At 68.5% G+C, this 14,687-nt stretch carries 16 protein-coding genes; 12 read left to right on the forward strand and 4 right to left on the reverse strand.

From position 1 onward, the window contains the following. Window positions 1-214: 214 nt before the first annotated feature. A complete protein-coding gene (locus tag NO364_RS11410; RefSeq protein ID WP_257627570.1) occupies window positions 215-1,372 on the reverse strand; it encodes a two-component system sensor histidine kinase NtrB in 1,158 nt (385 codons plus the stop codon). A gap of 337 nt (window positions 1,373-1,709) precedes the next feature. Here NO364_RS11410 and NO364_RS11415 point away from each other — a divergent pair, with 337 nt between their 5' ends. The 3 genes from NO364_RS11415 (at window position 1,710) to NO364_RS11425 (ending at window position 4,605) form a co-directional block, all read left to right on the forward strand. Then, a complete protein-coding gene (locus tag NO364_RS11415; RefSeq protein WP_257627571.1) occupies window positions 1,710-1,823 on the forward strand; it encodes a hypothetical protein in 114 nt (37 codons plus the stop codon). A 109-nt stretch (window positions 1,824-1,932) separates the two neighbouring features. Further along, the gene (locus NO364_RS11420) at window positions 1,933-3,741 is read left to right on the forward strand and encodes an SLC13 family permease (RefSeq protein WP_343218002.1); all 1,809 of its coding nucleotides are present in this window, start codon (window positions 1,933-1,935) and stop codon (window positions 3,739-3,741) included. 144 nt (window positions 3,742-3,885) lie between these two features. Then, entirely contained in the window at window positions 3,886-4,605 is a 720-nt protein-coding gene (locus NO364_RS11425) for a helix-turn-helix domain-containing protein (protein ID WP_157690690.1), read from the forward strand. Here NO364_RS11425 and NO364_RS11430 read toward each other — a convergent pair. Then, window positions 4,602-4,955 carry a DUF5658 family protein gene (locus NO364_RS11430; RefSeq protein WP_257627573.1) on the reverse strand — a complete coding sequence of 118 codons (354 nt, stop codon included), beginning with the start codon at window positions 4,953-4,955 and terminating at the stop codon, window positions 4,602-4,604. The two genes, NO364_RS11425 and NO364_RS11430, sit on opposite strands and share 4 nt — an antisense overlap. Before the next feature lie 137 nt (window positions 4,956-5,092). Here NO364_RS11430 and NO364_RS11435 point away from each other — a divergent pair, with 137 nt between their 5' ends. Further along, window positions 5,093-5,542, forward strand: coding sequence for an NYN domain-containing protein (locus NO364_RS11435; protein WP_157690688.1), 450 nt, complete (start codon window positions 5,093-5,095; stop codon window positions 5,540-5,542). A gap of 43 nt (window positions 5,543-5,585) precedes the next feature. Here the strand turns inward: NO364_RS11435 and NO364_RS11440 are convergent, their stop codons facing one another. Then, window positions 5,586-6,374 (reverse strand): hypothetical protein, encoded by a 789-nt coding sequence (locus NO364_RS11440; RefSeq protein WP_157690687.1) that lies wholly within the window; start codon window positions 6,372-6,374, stop codon window positions 5,586-5,588. Between the two features lie 180 nt (window positions 6,375-6,554). Between NO364_RS11440 and NO364_RS11445 the strand changes: the two genes are divergently transcribed. From NO364_RS11445 to hmgB, 6 genes are all read left to right on the forward strand, one after another. Then, window positions 6,555-7,409 (forward strand): TatD family hydrolase, encoded by an 855-nt coding sequence (locus NO364_RS11445; protein WP_257627574.1) that lies wholly within the window; start codon window positions 6,555-6,557, stop codon window positions 7,407-7,409. 70 nt (window positions 7,410-7,479) lie between these two features. Then, a complete protein-coding gene (locus NO364_RS11450; protein WP_157690685.1) occupies window positions 7,480-8,067 on the forward strand; it encodes a DUF2150 family protein in 588 nt (195 codons plus the stop codon). Between the two features lie 45 nt (window positions 8,068-8,112). Then, window positions 8,113-9,732: a hypothetical protein gene (locus NO364_RS11455; protein WP_257627575.1), complete on the forward strand. Its 1,620-nt coding sequence runs from the start codon at window positions 8,113-8,115 to the stop codon at window positions 9,730-9,732. A 94-nt stretch (window positions 9,733-9,826) separates the two neighbouring features. Continuing rightward, entirely contained in the window at window positions 9,827-10,534 is a 708-nt protein-coding gene (locus NO364_RS11460) for a type IV pilin domain-containing protein (RefSeq protein WP_257627576.1), read from the forward strand. 46 nt (window positions 10,535-10,580) lie between these two features. Beyond that, window positions 10,581-10,850, forward strand: a complete 270-nt coding sequence (locus NO364_RS11465; RefSeq protein ID WP_257627577.1) for a hypothetical protein — start codon at window positions 10,581-10,583, stop codon at window positions 10,848-10,850. A 164-nt stretch (window positions 10,851-11,014) separates the two neighbouring features. After that, window positions 11,015-12,352: a hydroxymethylglutaryl-CoA synthase gene (hmgB, locus tag NO364_RS11470; protein WP_157690682.1), complete on the forward strand. Its 1,338-nt coding sequence runs from the start codon at window positions 11,015-11,017 to the stop codon at window positions 12,350-12,352. Here the strand turns inward: hmgB and NO364_RS11475 are convergent. Continuing rightward, entirely contained in the window at window positions 12,349-13,056 is a 708-nt protein-coding gene (locus tag NO364_RS11475) for a helix-turn-helix domain-containing protein (RefSeq protein ID WP_257627578.1), read from the reverse strand. The two genes, hmgB and NO364_RS11475, sit on opposite strands and share 4 nt — an antisense overlap. Before the next feature lie 128 nt (window positions 13,057-13,184). Here NO364_RS11475 and NO364_RS11480 point away from each other — a divergent pair, with 128 nt between their 5' ends. Together NO364_RS11480 and NO364_RS11485 are read left to right on the forward strand one after the other, a co-directional pair. Beyond that, window positions 13,185-13,964 carry a 2-keto-4-pentenoate hydratase gene (locus NO364_RS11480; protein WP_257627579.1) on the forward strand — a complete coding sequence of 260 codons (780 nt, stop codon included), beginning with the start codon at window positions 13,185-13,187 and terminating at the stop codon, window positions 13,962-13,964. A gap of 76 nt (window positions 13,965-14,040) precedes the next feature. After that, entirely contained in the window at window positions 14,041-14,658 is a 618-nt protein-coding gene (locus tag NO364_RS11485) for a metal-dependent hydrolase (protein WP_257627580.1), read from the forward strand. Window positions 14,659-14,687: the final 29 nt, after the last annotated feature.

Consider the following 14,687-nt stretch of genomic DNA (forward strand, 5'->3'; position numbering starts at 1 on the left):
GAAGGTCCCTCTTGGCACGCAGAGTTCTGTGTCCCAACCACCGTTCTACTGCGTGCCGACCCGGCCACCCCGTGGTCGGGTTCGCACTCGCGCCGGCGGCCGGTGATCCACTACTCCCGTCGAGCGACTCGCACGGCTCCCGAGTGTCAACGTCGTCCGGTGCGTCCCCCTCGATACGCCCGACGGCCGGAAGTCGGCGCGTCGTGGCCGACGGCTACGGCTCGCCGGTGAAGTCGACGGCCGTGATCTCGAACCGGGCGCCGCCACCCGCCGCGTCGGTCACCGTGATGTCCCATCCGTGAGCGCCGACGATCGAACGCACGACCGAGAGGCCGTATCCCGTCCCGTCCTCGTGGGTGGTGTAGCCGTGTTCGAACACCCGGTCGCGGTCCGCCGTCGGGATGCCCGAGCCGTCGTCCTCGACGTAGAACCCGTTTTCGAGCGGGCCGACGGCGACGTGTACCGGGGGGGCGCCGGCTTTGCCGGCTTCCCGAGGGATCTCCGATCCCTCGCTGTCGCCGGACTCCGTCCGATTGCCCGTCGAACCGTGTTCGACGGTGTCGTCGGCGCTTTCGCGCCGACTGCTCGTGGAACCATGTTCCACGCTGTTCCGCAGAAGGTTCTCGAACAGCTGGACCAGCCGGTCCGGATCGGCCATCACCGCCGGGACCGGGTCGTAGGTACAGGTCGCATCGCCCGACAGCGCGCCCTCCTTGGCGATATCCAGGACACGCCCGATATCGGTCGTCTCCGGCCGTTCGACCACGTCGCCCTGTCGGGCCACGCGGAGGAGGTCGTCGACGAGGTCCTCCATCCGGTCGGTCGTCGCCTCGATGGCCGCGAGGTGTTCCGGGTCGCCGGTCTCCCGGAACAGTTCGAGACGGCCGTCGACGACCGACAGCGGGGTGCGGAGGTCGTGAGAGAGGATGTCGGTGAACTCCTTGAGCCGGTCGTTCTGGCGTTCGAGCATCCGCTCGCGTTGCTTGCTGGCGGTCGTGTCGTGGCTGACGACGGCGTAACCGTCGGTGCCGTCGGTCCCGAGCGGCGAGACGGTACAGGTCGCCCAGAACACCGATCCGTCGTCCCGGACGTGCCAGCCCTCGATTTCGATCGGGGCGGTCGCCGCCTCGGCCAACAGGTCGTCGAGGGGCGGCGGCGTCCCCCGGTCGTCGGCGAAGAGCCGTTCCAGTCCCCGGCCGACCATCGCGTCGGGGTCGTGACCGTAGAGGCTGCGGGCCACCGCCGGCCACATCGAAACGTCGCCGTCGGCGTCGAGCATGAACGTCGCGTGAGCGGCCGTCCCCTCGAGGAGCCGTCGGTACGCCCCCTCGTCGTGTCCCGTTCCAGTGGAAACGTCGGATGTGGCGTCCATGTGTCAGGCGGTGCGAGGGCGGCCGTCGTCACCGCCCGCGTCGCGGACGGGATGCCTCGTCATGGAACACCAATCGTCCTTCGACGGCGTAAAGTGATGGTGTTTTCACAGTTCCTGTCGTTTCGATTAATCGGGTGACAGCCGGCGAGCGTCCGGGAGGCGACATCCGGGACGAGTTCGACACGGACGCTCCGGAGTCCTCGATCGAGCGGCGCGAGGACGGCGCGTCGCTCGGCGGCGGCGTTCCCGTGCCGGATCGTCGACGATCGGCTCGACACCGAGTTCGAGAGCGACGACGTCGAGGATCGACGGGTTCGTCTGCAGCCGTCTCGGCAGGGTGCCCGAGGTGGGCGACCGGATCGAAGCGGGTGGGTCTCTCCTCGAGGTGGCGGCCGTCGACGACACCCGCATCGAACGGTTCGTGCTCCGGGCGGCACACGACGACGCCTAAAAACGGGGGAGATACCAGCCCTTTTGACACGCCCGTGTCTGCCTCCGCTATGTCCGTCGTCTCGGTCGCGCTTGCCGTTCCCGGAACGTCGACGCCCGTGACGGTCGAGATGCTCGTCGTCTTCGCGCTCATCCTCCTCGCACTCGTGCTCTTCGCGACGGAACGGTTCCCGGTCGACGTCACGGCCATCCTAGTGATGGTCCTCCTGATGGTCCTCGAACCGTGGACGCAGATCTCGCCACGCGAGGGCATCTCGGGGTTCGCCAACCCCGCGACGATCACCGTCCTGGCGATGCTCATCCTGAGTACGGGGATCAACCGGACCGGTCTCGTCCAGTTGCTGGGCCGGAAGATGGCCGCGTTCGCGGGAAGCGACCGGCGCAAGCAACTCGCGGCGACCATCGGTGTCACCGGGCCGGTCTCGGGGTTCGTCAACAACACGCCGGTCGTCGCCATCCTGGTTCCCGTCATCGCCGACCTCGCCCACGAGGGAAAGACCTCCCCGTCGAAGCTACTCATGCCGCTTTCCTTCGCCTCGATGCTCGGGGGGACGCTGACGCTCATCGGGACCTCGACGAACATCCTCGCGAGCGACATCGCGGCCCAGTTGGGCGCCGAAAACCCGGCCCTCGAGTTGGAGGCGTTCGGGATGTTCGAGTTCACGAAACTCGGGGTCGTCGTCTTCGTCGTCGGCGCCCTCTATCTCATGACCGTCGGGGTGCGGCTCCTGCCGGAGCGGGTGCCGGCCGACGAGGACCTCGTCGAGGAGTACGACCTCCAGGAGTACCTCACCGACGTCGAGGTTCCGCCGGAGTCGCCGCTCGTCGGGCAGACCGTCGATGAGGCGCTCGGCGACGACGACCTCGACATCGACGTGTTACAGCTGCTCCGGGGCGGGGAGGGGTTCTCCGACCCCCTCGCGCGCAAGGAGATCCGTCCGAACGACACGCTCCGTCTCAGGACGAACCGCGAGACGCTCGAACGGATCCTGGAGGCCGAGAGCCTCTCCCTGTCGGGCGGCCCCGAGACCGAGGACGACCTAGGTCCGGACGACGAGCCGCCGATGCTCGTCGAGGTGGTCGTGCCGTCGGGGTCGTCGCTCGTCGGCGAGACGCTGGCGAGTTCGACGTTCCGTCAGCGCTACGACGCGAACGTCCTCGCTTTTCGGAGCCACGGCGACGTGGTCCGGGACCGCTTCGAGGATATCCGCATCCGCGTGGGGGATACGCTGCTCGTGCAGGCGCCGCCCGACAGCTTCACTCGCCTCGTCGACAACGAGGACTTCATCGTCGCCCACGAGTTCGACGAGACCACCTACCGGGGCGAGAAGATCCCGTTCGCGGTCGGGATCATCGCCGGCGTCGTCGCGCTCCCGGCGCTGAATCTCCTCCCCATCGTCGTCTCGGCGCTGGCCGGCGTCGTGGCCATGGTCTTCACCGGCGTTCTCAAACCCACGGAGCTCTACTCGTCGGTCGAGTGGAACGTGATCTTCCTGCTGGCGGGGGTGATCCCGTTGGGGATCGCCCTCCAACAGACGGGGGCCGCGACGCTACTCGGGGAGGCCGTCGCCGCGACGGCGACCGTCCTCCCACCGATCGGCGTCCTGTGGGTGTTCTACCTCGCCACCGGGCTCCTGACGAGCGTCATCAGCAACAACGCGAGCGTCGTGTTGCTGATCCCGGTCGCCGCCAACGCGGCCCAGGCCATCGGCGGGAACGCCTTCGCCTTCGTCCTCGCGGTGACGTTCGCGGCCTCGACGGCGTTCATGACCCCCGTGGGCTACCAGACGAACCTCTTCGTCTACGGTCCCGGCGGCTACCGGTTCTCCGACTTCCTGCGCGTCGGCGCGCCCCTCCAGCTCCTACTCTCGGTCGTCACCGTCCTCGGCATCGCCTTCTTCTGGGGCGTCCGGGCGTGACGGAGGTCGCTCCCGCCGTGCGACCGACCGCAGCAGTCGGTTCGTCTATAACCAGTCCAGTGTGAATTCCGTATCGGCGTTCGACACGGGGTCGTTCGGAACGGTTTAGTACGTGACGAGCGAACAGCTGCCGATCACGGACCGATGAGGGAGATCGAGTTCTCGGTAGCGTACGAGCCCGGCACCGACGCGCTGATGGACGTGTTCCACGAGTACCCCGCCCTCTCCTGTCGATCGTCGGCCTGTTATTCGAGTCCGTCGACGATGTGGCGGATCGACCACGTCCACGGCCCGGAGGCGGGGATCGAGGCGTTCGCGGACGTGTTCCTCGACGAGGGGCGTTGTAACGAGTGTCTGGACCAGCCGGGGTGTGACTCCCGGCGGGAGTATCACGTCCTCGACGGGACGCCGACCTCGCGGACGATCTACACCTACCGCGAGGAGGTCCACCGGTGTCACTCGCTACCCTACTTCGTGTTGGACCACGTCGGCGAGGGCGTGGTCTTCGAGTCCTGTCGGACGGACGGCGGGTACCGGTGGAAGATCCTCTATCCCGGCGAGCAGGCCGTCGGCGAGCTGTTCGACACCATCGAGTCGAACCTTCGGGACGGCCTCTCGCTGGAGCTCTCCCATCTCCGGCAGTCGGGAAAGTGGGACGCCGACGTCCGCACGGCCTTCCAGCTCTCCCACGAGCAGTGGGAGGCGCTGACCCACGCCGTCGAGGCGGGCTACTACACCCGTCCGCGCGAGGCGACGGTCGCCGAGTTGGCCGAGGATCTCGGCCTGCCGCGGTCGACGGTGCAGTACCGCCTGCGCTCCGCGGAGGACGTCGTCGTCTCCGAGTTCGTCCGCAACACGCTCTAGCCGAACAGGAGCCGAACGTTGTACGCGGTCGTGAACGCGCCGACGAGTGCGAGGGTCGTCGGCGGCCCGTAGTAGAGCAGGGGGTCGGCGTCCCGGGCGCCCGCGAGGCTGATCCCCAGACAGACGAGGAAGGCGAGGAGTTTGAGCCCGACCAGCCCCCAGAGGCCGAAGGCGTCGATGGCCGTCCGGAGGACGGCGTTGGCCTCGCTCACCGAGGCGCTGAACTGCACGAGCGCGATCGTGGTCACCACGTCGCCGACGCCGTAGGTCGTCGTGGCGACGAACCACAGCCGGGAGAACTCGGTAAGGTCGTAGGGCGTCCCCTCCAGGGACAGGGCACCGCCTGACACACCGGGAGTGGGACGGCACGACACAAAACGGCGTCGCCGCCGACGGTCGGAACTCCGGAGACGGCGTCGTGGCTCGGTCCGTACCCCGGCCGTCCGGGAACCGGGACGTATATGTCCGCGAGCGGGGTAGGAGGCCCATGGACCCCCTCGGGTGGCTGTCGGACGGCGGGGACGACGAGCCACGCGTGGCGCTGTTCGTCGACGGGCCGAACGTCCTCCGCGAGGAGTTCGACGTGGACCTGGACGACGTGCGCGAGGCGGCGACCGCCGCGGGCCGACCGGCGACCACCCGGCTCTACGTCGACGAGCACGCGACGCCCGAACTCATTCAGGCCGCCGAGGCCCGCGGGTTCGAGGTGATCGTCACCAGCGGCGACGTCGACGTGAAACTCGCGGTCGACCTCACCCGTTTTGCCGTCGAGGATCGGGCGGACGTGATCGCCGTCGCCTCCCGGGATACGGACTTCAAGCCGGCCGTCGAGACGGCCAACGCCCAGGGACTCCGCACCCTCGCCATCGCGCCCGGCGAACACGGCCGCTCCGACGCGCTCCGGAACGCCGCCGGCGAGAGCGTCACCCTCGACTGAGCCGGCAGTCAGCCGACAGAAACGCCACGGGGCGCGAACGCAGTCACTCCGTGGCGGTGGCGTTCTCCGCGCTCAGTTCCCGGGCCTGGTCTACCCACTCGTGCTCCGGAAACGGGGCCGGCTTGACTTCGTACGTGTAGCGATAGTCGTCACCGTCCGCGTCGACGGTGACGTCGAACGCGTACACGACGCCATCGTCGACCCCGAGTTGGAGCGTCCCGTCGACGACCGGCGGTGCACGGGTGTCCGGGCGGCTACCGGTCGCCCGGTAGGTGACGACGGGGACGCCGTGGTGTGTCGTCGTGTCGACGGCTTCCCACGTGTACGCGTCGAGGAGGCCGGGATGGCGCCCGATGTTGGTGGGAGCGACGCTTCCGTAGTTCCGGTCGTACCGGTAGTACGCGTCCGTGGCCGCGTCGTAGACGAAGGAATCGTCCGCGTCGAGTTGCTCGCGTTCGCGTTCGGGGACGCTATCGGCCGGCTGGACGAACGCGTACGTCGACCCGTTTATGTAGACCCGGGCGTCGTTCCAGCGTTCGCCGATGATCGCACCCGTCGAGGAGTCGATGTAGTAGTTCCCCTCTACGAGCCGACGCTCGGGCGGCGCCGTATAGACGATGGCGTACGACTCCCAGTGATCCCGGGGGCTGTCCGCGACGCTCCGGTTGTCGGCGTCGAGCGCCGCGAAGTCGACGTGGTTCGGCCCGGCACCCTCGGGATACTCCCCGTCGGGGGTCGGGGATCCCGTCCCGTCGGACGGGGTCGCGGGTGCGGCACAGCCGGCCAGGAGGACTATCGTCGCCGAGAGAACGATCGTGAGGCGTCGATCCATCGTGTTATCGCGGTATCTCGGACGGGTGGTACGTAATGGTCCTGATGGGTCAAACGGTGATCGTAGTCCCGGGGAACGCCCCGGTCGGACCGACGGCGAATACTCTCCGGCCGCCCGTATCGGGCGCGGTCGACGGGACGATCCGACCGAGTTTTGCCGGCCGAGCCCCCAGGGACACCCGTGACCGACCCGGAACTCGACACCCCGGTACTCGACGATCACCTCCACCTCGATCCCGACGCCGGGCGGGGGCTCGACGCGATCCGTGACTTCCGCCGACTCGGCGGGACGCACCTGCTCGTGGTGAACAAGCCGTCGTGGCACCTCGGCGTCGAGGCCGATGCGGGCGAGGACTTCCGTGCCGTCTTCGAGCGGACGCTCGAGGTGGTGGCCGACGCCGACGACCTGTTGCCCGGCCGCGCGTGGCCGGTCCTGGGCGTTCACCCCGGCCTGATCTCGCGGCTCGTCGACGAGCGTGGCCGCTCGGCGGCCGCTGCACGGGACCTGATGCGGGCGGGACTGGACGTCGCCGCCGAGTACGTCCGCGACGGGCGCGCGCTCGCGCTCAAGTCGGGACGCCCCCACTACGACGTCCCCGAGGAGGTGTGGGACGCCTCGAACGCGGTCCTCCGGTACGCCCTCGAACTGGGGGCGGAGTTGGACTGTGCAGTCCAGTTGCACACGGAGGCCAGCGAGGACTTGACCGAAATCGCGACCTGGGCCGAGGATCGGGGGCTGTCGGCCCACCGCGTCGTGAAACACTACGCGGGGGCGACGCTCGCGGGGCCGACGCCGAGCGTGATGTGTCGCAAGGAGTGGCTCCGCGAGGCCGCCGAGCGGGGCGACCCGTTCCTGATGGAGACGGATTTCGTCGACGACCCCGACCGGCCGGGCGCGGTGATGGGGCCGAAGACGGTCCCCCGGCGGGTCCGGATGCTACGCTCGGAGGGGTACGACGACGCGATCAGGCTAGCCCACGTCGAAACGCCCGCCCGCGTCTACGGAATCGACACCGAGGCGACGCTGACGGGCTGAGATCGGCGTTCGACGGGTACCAACGGGCACATAGGAAAGGCCTTTGAGTCCACGAACGTTCGGTCAGGGTATGACCGACGTGGAGGACACGTTCTACACCGAAGACCGCTGGCAGAACTGGATCGGGAGGGTCGCCGAGGAGGACCTCGACCCGGAGAACGAGGATTCGGCGCGACTCCTGCTCAACCTGCAGGACGACGCCGCCATCGCCGTCGCGAAGATCATCAGCGCCCACGAGGACGGCCGCCTCGACGAGGAGGCCGCGATCGACGAACTCGCCGGCGTCCGCGACATCGTCCTCGACGACGTCGACCTGGAGGACGAGGAAAAGCGGATGCTGGTCGACGGCGTCCAGACGAGCCTCGTCTGTGTGTTCTACGCCGCCGAGGAGTACATCGCCGCCGGCCCGGCCGAGGACGGTACCATCGAGGAGTACGTCCACGCGGCGGCCGACGCCGAGGCCAACGAGGACTTAGACGCCGCGCTCGGCTACCTCGTCCAGGCCGGAACGCGCATCATCGACGGCGACGAACTCGACATCGCGCTCGTGGAGGACCTGGAGTACGGCCTGGTCTCCGAGTGGGTCAACGGGCTGGACAGCCTCCAGAGCGCGATGAGCGACCCCGAAGTCGTCGAAGAGGACGAGAACGAAGACTGATATTCGGGCCGGCACCCTTTTGAACGCCGGTGGCAAAGGCTCGCTATGCGATTCCGGGACGACCGGCGAGCCGCCGCCCTCCAAGTCGGCGCCATCCTCCTCCTTGGCTTTCTCGTCATCGGCTTGGCGCTCTACCAGTCGACGGTCGTCCCCGACCAGAACGAGCGCGTTGAGTTCGACCACAACCAGCAGGTTCAGGAGAGCCTGCAGGACGTACGCAATGGGATTCTACGGACTGCGGCCGCGGAGCGCACCAGTCCGACGACGGTACCGCTCGGCACGCGCTATCCGACCCGGATCGTCGCGGTGAACCCACCACCCTCCAGCGGCCGCCTCGCGACCGACTCCGGCGGCGACGTGACGCTCGTCAACGCCACGGCCATCAACGACGAGACGGCGGACTACTGGAACGGGACGAACCGCTCGTACGCGAGCCAGCGGCTGACGTACGACCCCGACTACAGCGTCTACCAGAACGCGCCACGGACCGTCTACGACGACACCGTCCTCTACAACGAGTTCGACGGCGGGAGCCGGGCGGCGACCGGCCAGCGCCTCCTCGAGGGGAACCTGATCTACGTCGTCGCGCTGAACGGGTCGCTGGGCCGGAGCGGAACCCAAGCGGTGTCGGTCAGCCCCACGCCCGTCAGCGCGAGCGATCGGACCGTCGCCGTCAACGGCAGCGACATCGACATCGAAGTCGATACGGACCTCTCGGAAGAGGAGTGGGAGCGCCTGCTCGAAGACCAGTACGAGTCGAACGGCGGCCGCATCGACGGGAACGCGAGCGGCGTAACCGTGAGCGGCGGCACCCTGACCGTCGACCTCGTGTCGAACCGCACCTACCGCCTCCGGATGGCGAAAGTCGGCGTCGGCACCGGCGTCACCGACACGACCGAGCGGTACCTGACCGTCGTCGACGGCGCCGACAGCGTCACCACGGGCGGCACCCGCCGGATCGTCCTCGAAGTGCGGGACGGCTACAACAACCCCGTTTCCGGCGTGACCGTCGACGCCAGCGTCGACGGCGAGGGGTCGATCCCGGAAAGCGAACGGGAGACCGTCTCCGACGGTCAGGGACAGGTCGTCTACGAGTACGACGCGCCCGACTCGATCCCCGGCGGGAGCGTGACCGACCGCCTCAACTTCACGTTCGACACGCCCGCGGACCGGCCGGACTTCAGCGGCGAGGAACCCGAGTCGGTGCGGATCAACGTGACTGTAGTGGCGAGTGGTGGCGGTGGTGGTGGCGGCAGTAGCGGGAGCCTGGTCGAGTACGTGGACGGCTCGGCGCAAGTCCCCGACAATCAAAATAAGGAAGACGTCCGATTCATCCTCAGGAACACGGGGTCGCGAAGCGTAAACGTGACCGATATTTCGGTCGACAGCACGACGGATTCGAAAGCGGAATCGGTCAGTGGGAGCGTGGCCGACCCCTCGGTGTTCACTAACCGGACAGGAGAAGTGACGACCGGAATCACGGTCGGTGGCTCCGCCGAGCCGTTCTCGACGCCGGCTCGACTCCCCGGCGGGAGCGAGACCGAATTCACCATCGGTCCCTTCGTCGACGACAAGAACAAGGAAAGGAACATGCAAAACGACGAGATCACCATCACGGTCACGTTCGCGGACGGAACGAGCGAGACGATCTCGTTGACACCGTAGAGCGACCCCCGGCCCGCCTTCCAGAGCCATCACGTATCACGGCTGATACTGTCGTCGATAGCCTCATCATACGTCACGAACGAGAACCAACCCGATGCCCAACCGGGCCCAGTCCGAAGCCGTCGGCTCGATCCTCGTCATCGGCCTCGTCGTCGTGGTCGTCGGCGTAGCGGGGACTGCGGCGCTGGGTCCGATCACGTCGGGGACGGACGGCGTCCGAGCGGAGATCACCGGCGGCGTCGACACCGACGGAATCACGCTCTCTCACCAGGGCGGCGACTCGATTTCGGGCGACGAACTCCGCCTGATCGTCCGGGTAAACGGGAGCGAGACGGGCCTCGACTGGGCCGACGGCACGCTCTCGGGCGGCGACGACGCCTTCGACCCCGGCGAGGGGTGGCGCGTCAGCCGGGACTACCACGCGGACAGCGTCGTCGCGGTGACGCTGATACACGACCCGTCGAACGCGGTCCTGTTCGACACCGAGCGGAACCCGGCGAGCACGGATCCGGTCGTCGCCGACCGGGGCGGGAACGTCGGGGCCAGGGACAGCGAGGGTGCGGTTCCGGGCGGAGGGAGCGGGTCGTCGCCGGGGGACGGAAGCGGCGACGGTGACGACGATGACGGTGACGATGACGACGAAGACGACGAGGGCGACGATGACGGTGACGAAGACGACGAGGGCGACGATGACGGTGACGAAGACGACGAGGGCGACGATAACGGTGACGAAGACGACGAGGACGACGAGGATGACGGCGCTCCGGGGAACTCCGGCTCGGCACCGGGACAAAACAGGTGATACCCGGCCCCAAAAGATATCATCGTCAACGAGGAAACCAGCACGGATGTCGCCGACGACACGCCTCGTCGCCCTCGCCGGAACGGGACTGCTCGCGACGAGCGCCCTCGCCGCCTGCGCGGGCCTCGCTCTCCTCGCGTGGCTCCTGATGGCCGGGGCGACCGCGCCCCGCGTGATGGCCGCGATGGTCGCCTTCGGCCTCGCCCTGAGTGCCGGACTCGTCGGCGTCGTCGCCCGCAAGCACGCGGCCGGGACCCTCCTGCCGTCGGACGTCGACAAGTCCGTCGGGTTCCGCGGCGGTCAGGGCGGGCTGTAGGGGGTCCTCACGCCACCAGCGGCTCCACGGCTCGTCCCTCGCCGCTCCGCTTCGAGGCCTCACTCCCTTTGGTCGTTCGGCCTCGCTTTCGCCGAACCCGTATTTCGACGTCCGACGTATCCAGCATCGACAAACCCATATAGCGGCTCCCGCAACCCGAGGGTATGACAGCCGTCGGCATCGACGCAATCGAAATCTGGACGGGGAAACTCGCCTTGGACCTGGCCGAGACGTTCGCGCCGGCCAAGGACGACAACCCGGAGAAGTACACGAAGGGACTGGGGCTGCGGGCCTCCTCGTTCCCGGACACCTACGAGGACATCGTCACGATGGGCGCGAACGCGGCCAAGCGTTTGATGGACCGGAAGGGGCTGGAACCGGACGACATCGGCCGCATCGACGTGGCGACCGAGAGCGCGTTCGACAACTCCAAACCCGTCTCGACGTACATCGCCGGCTGCCTGGAGGACGTCTACGACGGCGACTTCCACCACGCGAACAAGGGCGAACGGAAGTTCGCCTGCGTGGCTGGCACCCAGAGCATCGACGACGCGTACAACTGGATCAAGGCGGGGCGCAACCGGGGCCGCGCGGCGCTGGTCATCGCCACCGACACCGCGCTCTACGCCCGGGGCGATCCCGGCGAGGCCACGCAGGGGGCGGGCGCGGTGGCGATGCTCGTCGACGAGGACCCGAACGTGGTCGAACTCTCGACCCACCAGGGCTACGGGAGCGCCGACGAGACGGACTTCCTGAAGCCCAACCAGCAGTTCCCGAGCGTCGACGGCAAGCGCTCCGTGCAGGTGTATCTGGCGCGGATGCGCGAGGCCCTAGAGGACTTCGAGTCCGTCGCCGGGCGCACCCACCCCGACGACTACGCGTACATCCCCTTCCACACGCCGTTCCCGGGGATGGTGCGGAAGGCCGCGCTGCTCGGCTTCCGGCACATGACCCGCGACACCGAAGTCGAGGACGGCCTCGCCGACGAGATCGGACGCCAGCCCCGCGAAACCGACTTCGAGGACTGGGACGCCTACGAGGGAGCCATCCGCGAGTACATGGACGCGCTGAAGGAAACCGATACCTACGACACTTGGTACGCGCGGGCCATCGACCCGACGCTCACGCTCTCGCGACAGGTGGGTAACTGGTACACCGGGTCGGTCCACGTCGCCCGTGCGAGCGCGCTCAAGACCGCCGCCGAGACGGGGCGGGCGCTCTCGGGCGAGAAGCTCCTCCTCGGCTCCTACGGCTCCGGCGCGCAGGCGGAGATCCACTCCGAGACGGTCGCCGAGGGGTGGCGCGAGGAGGTCGAGGCACTCGACATCGACGAGCAACTCTCCCGGCGCTACGACCTGAGCTTCGAGGAGTACGGGCGCGTCCACGACGCCCACAACCACGAGAAAGAACGGGAGTTGGAGGAGTTCACCGTCCCGGGCGGGGAGTTCGTCTTCACCGGCTGGGGCCGGATGAACGAGCGAACCTACGAGTACGTCGACTAAGGGAGGTCGCGGAGTTCCGCGAGCGCCGTATCCAGATCGTGGTTCGATACCGCGAGGGCGAACCCGTCGATCTTGGCGAGTTCAGTCGCGTGCTCCCAGAGATCCGCCGGTTCCAGACCGTGGAGCACGACGGCGTTGGGGGTCGGGTTCACCACACGCAGGGCCACGAGCGGCGACTCTCCCCGGGTCACGTCGGTGAATACGAGCGCGCGGTTCGTGCTCTGGCCGTACAGCCGGTAGAACTCCTCGCTCGGGAGGCGCGTGATCGCCTCGATGCTGTTGATTACGGTGTGCCCGCTGACGTGGTCGTGCTCGCCGCCGATGACCTCCGTCGCCTCCATCACCTCGTAGAACCGCTCCAAGGGGATCGAGGTCGGATACTCGCGGAGGTCGTGGACGATGTCGCTCTCGAAGCCCGCGGAGATGACTCTGGCGTACTGTCGGATGCGCCCGCCGCCGCGTGACTCGTCGATGTCGAGCAACGCGCGGACGATCCGACTGACGACGCCGATGCCCGGGCTCTCCCGGCGGCCGCTCTCGTAGTCGGAGATGACAGACGAGGAGACGCCCAGTCGCTCGGCGAGCTCCGTCTGTGAGACGTCGAAGTCCGTGCGCCACTTCCGGAGCGTGGCACCGGGGTTGGAGCTGAGCGTGATCTCGCCGGCGATCCGCCTGGCGAGGTCGTCACGGGGCTCGTCGCTCATCGGTCACCCCACCCTCCGAGGGACCAGATCATATCCGAAATCCGGGCGGTGAGCGCAAAAGGGTACCGAAAGGCCGGACGTTGGACGATCCCCCGAAGCTTTGTCGATCCGGTCCACAGGGACGGTCGATGCCACGAACCATCGACGCGTCGGCCGTCGCGGATCTCGCCGACCGGCTCTACGAGGCCAACCGGACGGGGGAGCCGATCGATCCGCCGGAGCAGCCGCTGACGGTCGCCGACGGCTACGCCGTCCAGCGCGCGGTGCTCGACCGCCGCGAGGACACGGCGGGGCCACCGGTCGGCTACAAGGTGGGGTTCACCTCGGCGGCGATCCGGGACGAACTCGGCGTCGACGAACCGGCGTACGGGCGCGTCCTCGACGGGACGGTTCGCACCGAGGGGCGACTGGACGACGGGCTGATCGAGCCGAAGGTGGAGCCGGAGCTCGCGCTACGGCTCGGGGAGCCGCTGGAACCGCCCGTCGATGCCGTCGACATCCTCGCCGCGACGACGGCGGTCGTGCCGGTCGTCGAAGTCGTCGACTCGCGGATCCGCGACTGGACGGTCGAGGCCGGGAGCGCGGTCGCCGACAACGCCCTCGCGGCTCGGGTGGTCCACGGCGGCCGGACCGCCGCCCCGACCGACCTGGATCTCGAACTCGAAGCCGTGGCCGTCCGCCGGAACGGGGAGCGGGTCGCGACCGGCGTCGGCGCCGACGTCCTCGACGGCCCCGCGCGAGTGGTGGCGTGGCTGGTCGAGGCGCTCGCCGACCGCGGGAAGCGGCTGGCGGCCGGCGACCTCGTCTCGACGGGATCGCTCACGCCGCTGGTGTCGCTCGACCCCGGCGACACCGTCGAGGCCCGGTTCGCGTCGCTCGGATCCGTGACCGTCTCGCGTCCCGAGTAGGCGAGCGATCCGTCCGGCGGCAGGTGGCCGTGAAACGCGGCGACAGTATCAAGCCCGTGACGGCCAAGGCCTACCCATGCCCTCGACGGTCGTCCACCTCGCCGTCGGCGGCCTGATCGCCGCCGCGCTGCTCGGCGACGAGTTCGACCGCCGTGCCGTCGCCGCCGTCCTCGTGGCCACGGCGGTGCCCGACCTGGACACGTTCGCCGGGCTAGTCGTGCAGGGGGGCCACCGGGCGCTGTTGCACACGTTCGTCCTGCCCGCCGTCGGCGGCACGGTTCTCGCCTACGACACCCGGCTGCGTGCCCGATCCCACCTCCGTGGCCGCTTGGGAGCCCGAGGCGTCCGCGTCGCGTGGGTCGCCCTCGCAGCCTTGCTCTGTGGCGGCATCCTGCCCGACCTGATGACCAACGGCGTCAACGCCTTCTACCCGCTCCACGACCGCTTTTTCACCGTCGACGGCGAACTCCTGCTGTCGAACCAGCGGGGGGTGGTCCAGACGTTCGTCGACCTCTCGGCCGAGCCCGAGCGGACGACCGAGAACACCCACTACTGGACGGGCGTCGACCCGTCGCCGGGGGCGGAACCGGAGAACGTCGAGCGGATCTTCCCGGTCGTCCGCTCGGGGTTCCAGCTGCTCGTGATCCTCCTCGGAGCGTTCACGCTCGCCGCGCGGTTCGCCGAGGAACGGTAGCCCGGCCGCGCTTTGATGGGACTGTGACC

Origin of the sequence: Haloplanus salinarum (assembly GCF_024498175.1) — an archaeon.
GTDB classification, from domain to species: domain Archaea; phylum Halobacteriota; class Halobacteria; order Halobacteriales; family Haloferacaceae; genus Haloplanus; species Haloplanus salinarum.